This window comes from Polynucleobacter sp. 35-46-11, assembly GCF_002281105.1.
In genome coordinates, this window is record NZ_NCFJ01000261.1 from 1 (window position 1) to 3,592 (window position 3,592).

Genomic DNA, 3,592 nt, shown 5'->3' on the forward strand with positions numbered 1-3,592 from the left:
TAATGGACTTATCATTAAAGCCAATGCAAATGCTACCAAAATGGCGATTCTACCTGTTTTAACAGTGCCAGGTCCTTCTCGCTCATATCCTCATAGCGAGCCCGCTCCTGCTCTACCTGCATCTCAGAGCGCTTCTCTTGGACGTCATAGACGCCATCAATAATGTCTTTAATACGCTTTTGGACACCCCGTGGCTCAATCCCATTCGCCTTATTGAAGGCAATTTGCTTGGTTCGGCGACGCTCAGTCTCCCCCATGGCCCGCTTCATAGAATCGGTGATCCTGTCGGCGTACAGAATAGCCTTGCCTTTAATGTTTCGAGCCGCCCTACCAATCGTCTGAATTAAGCTGCGTTCAGAACGCAAGAAGCCCTCTTTATCCGCATCCAAAATTGCAACGAGTGAGACTTCGGGAATATCCAAGCCCTCGCGCAACAAATTAATACCCACTAAAACATCGAACACGCCTAAGCGTAAGTCGCGCAGAATTTCTACGCGTTCTACAGTGTCAATATCCGAATGGACGTAACGTACTTTTACACCGTTATCCGACAAGTAATCTGTCAGCTGTTCAGCCATTCGTTTTGTTAGAACGGTTACCAAGACGCGCTCATGCACTTTGACACGCTCATGAATCTGATTGAGCAAATCATCCACTTGAGTGCTTGCTGGCAACACTTCAATTTCTGGATCAACTAGTCCTGTTGGTCTAGCCACTTGCTCAACCACTTGTCCGGTGTGCGTATTTTCATAATCAGCGGGTGTTGCAGAAACAAACACCGTTTGACGCATTTTCGTTTCGAACTCCGTGAACTTCAGTGGTCGGTTATCCATTGCCGAAGGTAAACGGAAACCAAACTCCACCAAAGTGTGTTTGCGAGACTTGTCGCCGTTATACATCGCATTCAGCTGTCCGATGAGAACATGGCTCTCATCCAAGAACATCAAGGCATCATTTGGAAGGTAGTCAACCAAGGTCGGCGGCGCCTCGCCAGGCATAGCCCCTGAGAGATGGCGGGAGTAGTTCTCAATGCCTTTGCAAAAACCCAATTCATTGAGCATCTCTAAATCAAAGCGCGTACGCTGCTCTAAACGTTGTGCCTCAACCAACTTTCCATCTTTAACAAACTCATCTAAGCGGATACGCAACTCAGTCTTAATCGTTTCAATCGCCTTAAGCACCGTGTCACGCGGAGTAACGTAATGCGAACTTGGATAGACAGTAAAGCGTGGAATTTTCTGACGAATTTTCCCAGTGAGCGGATCAAAAAATTGCAAACTCTCAATGACATCATCAAAGAGCTCAACACGCACTGCCAATTCATTATGCTCAGCAGGGAAAATATCAATCGTATCCCCTCGCACTCGAAAAACACCACGCTTGAAATCGGTTTCGTTGCGGTCGTACTGCATCGCAATTAAACGCATCAAAATATCGCGCTGACTCATCTTGTCACCGGGACGCAATGTCATCACCATACTGTGATAGTCACCCGGATTACCAATGCCGTATATTGCAGAGACAGTAGCCACAATGATGACGTCACGTCGCTCTAACAAACTCTTAGTAGCAGACAGTCGCATTTGCTCGATGTGCTCATTAATTGACGAATCTTTTTCAATAAATAAATCGCGCGTCGGGACATAAGCCTCTGGCTGGTAGTAGTCGTAATAACTCACGAAGTACTCCACCGCATTTTTTGGGAAAAACTCCCGAAATTCACTGTAAAGCTGAGCCGCCAAGGTCTTATTAGGGGCAAAAATAATGGCGGGTCGACCTGTTCTGGCGATCACATTAGCCATGGTGAAGGTTTTGCCTGAACCAGTAACCCCCAAAAGAGTCTGGAAGGTCAATCCATCCTCAATCCCAGCCACTAAAGCATCAATTGCAGCCGGCTGGTCCCCTGCAGGCGGGAATGGCTGATAAAGCTGAAATGGCGAATCTGGAAAGGAGACAAACTTGTCTGGATCAAGGTCGTGACCCACCTCACCCAAAGGATCGGCTACGGGGGCTTTTTTACTTTCAGCAGCTTTGGAATTTGAGGAAGTTTTAGGCAACTTAGGGGGCATCTCAGCTATCATTTCACCTGTGACTTTTAGTTCACAGCGAATTTTGTACAAACAATGATTTTGCCGTTTTTATTTGGAAATAGTTGGATCTAGCCTCAAAAACAGCCATTTAAAGTAAATTTAACTGAATTTAACGTCAATTAAGCCTGAAATACCTCTTTTAACCTACATTACTACCCCATTTTTGACCCTCAAATGAACCTTTTCACTTCAGTCCAGCTTGCCCCTAAAGATCCTATTTTTGGCCTCACAGAAGCCTACGTCGCCGATCAACGCGCTGACAAGGTCAATCTAGGCGTTGGTGTGTATTACACCGATGAAGGCAAGGTGCCACTTTTAAAAGCCGTCATTCAGGCTGAGGAAGCAATTGTTGCGAAGCATTCCCCACGCAGCTACATTCCAATCGAAGGCCCAAATCCATACAACAGTGCAGTTCAAAACTTATTATTTGGCGCCGACTCTTCGCTCATCAAAGATGGTCGCGTTGTAACAGCGGAATGTCTTGGTGGCACTGGCGCATTGCGCGTTGGTGCTGACTTTATCAAGCGCCTCAATTTGAATGCGCCTTGCGCAATTAGCAACCCTACCTGGGAAAACCACCGCGGTATTTTTGAATCTGCAGGATTTGAAGTACTTGAGTACACCTATTTCGATGGTAAGACTCGTGGCGTTGATTTTGATGGCATGGTGAAATCTCTAGAGTCTTTTCCGAAGTTCACCACTGTCTTATTGCACGCTTGCTGCCACAACCCAACTGGCGCTGATATTACTGAAGCGCAATGGCGTCAAGTTATTGATATTTGCAAAACAAAACAACTTATTCCATTTTTAGATATGGCATACCAAGGCTTTGCTGCTGGTATTGAGCAAGACGGGATTGCGGTGCGCTTGTTCGCTGAATCCGGTATGTCTTTCTTTGTATCTAGCTCCTTCTCCAAATCATTTTCACTCTATGGTGAGCGTGTTGGTGCCCTATCGATCGTGACTCAAAGCAAAGATGAATCCACTCGCGTACTTTCGCAACTAAAGCGTGTAATTCGTACCAACTACTCCAATCCACCTACACATGGCGCTGCGATTGCAGCTGCAGTTCTCAATTCACCAGAACTCAGAAAGCTCTGGGAAGATGAATTAGCTCAAATGCGTGATCGGATTAAATCGATGCGTCAGGGGCTGGTACAAAAATTGGCTGCTGCTGGTGTTAAGCAGGACTTTACTTTTATTGAAGCTCAGCGCGGCATGTTCTCTTACTCTGGATTAACTGCAGAGCAAGTAGATCGTTTACAAAAGGAAGATGGCATTTATGCCCTCTCCACCGGTCGTATTTGTGTGGCTGCCCTCAATACCAAAAATATTGATAAGGTAGCCAAAGCAATCGCCCGCGTATTGGCGTAACAACGCGTAATAAGCGGTTACACTGAATCATCAGGAGGCAACATGCTATATCAGTTACATGAATTTCAAAAAGCTTTACTTCAACCAGTAAGCTCATGGGCTCGAGCAGCATCTGAAGCATTTATTAA

The 3,592-nt window shown here is 45.9% G+C and carries 1 protein-coding gene and 1 pseudogene; one reads left to right on the plus strand and one right to left on the minus strand.

The window, feature by feature from the left end; genetic code table 11:
* Positions 1-47: 47 nt before the first annotated feature.
* Positions 48-2,081, minus strand: a pseudogene (gene uvrB, locus B7Y67_RS13095) (excinuclease ABC subunit UvrB); the annotation flags it as partial.
* Positions 2,082-2,264: 183 nt separating this feature from the next.
* Between uvrB and B7Y67_RS13100 the strand changes: the two are divergent.
* On the plus strand, positions 2,265-3,464 hold the full coding sequence (locus tag B7Y67_RS13100) for an amino acid aminotransferase (RefSeq protein ID WP_293599032.1): 1,200 nt from the start codon (positions 2,265-2,267) through the stop codon (positions 3,462-3,464).
* Positions 3,465-3,592: the final 128 nt, after the last annotated feature.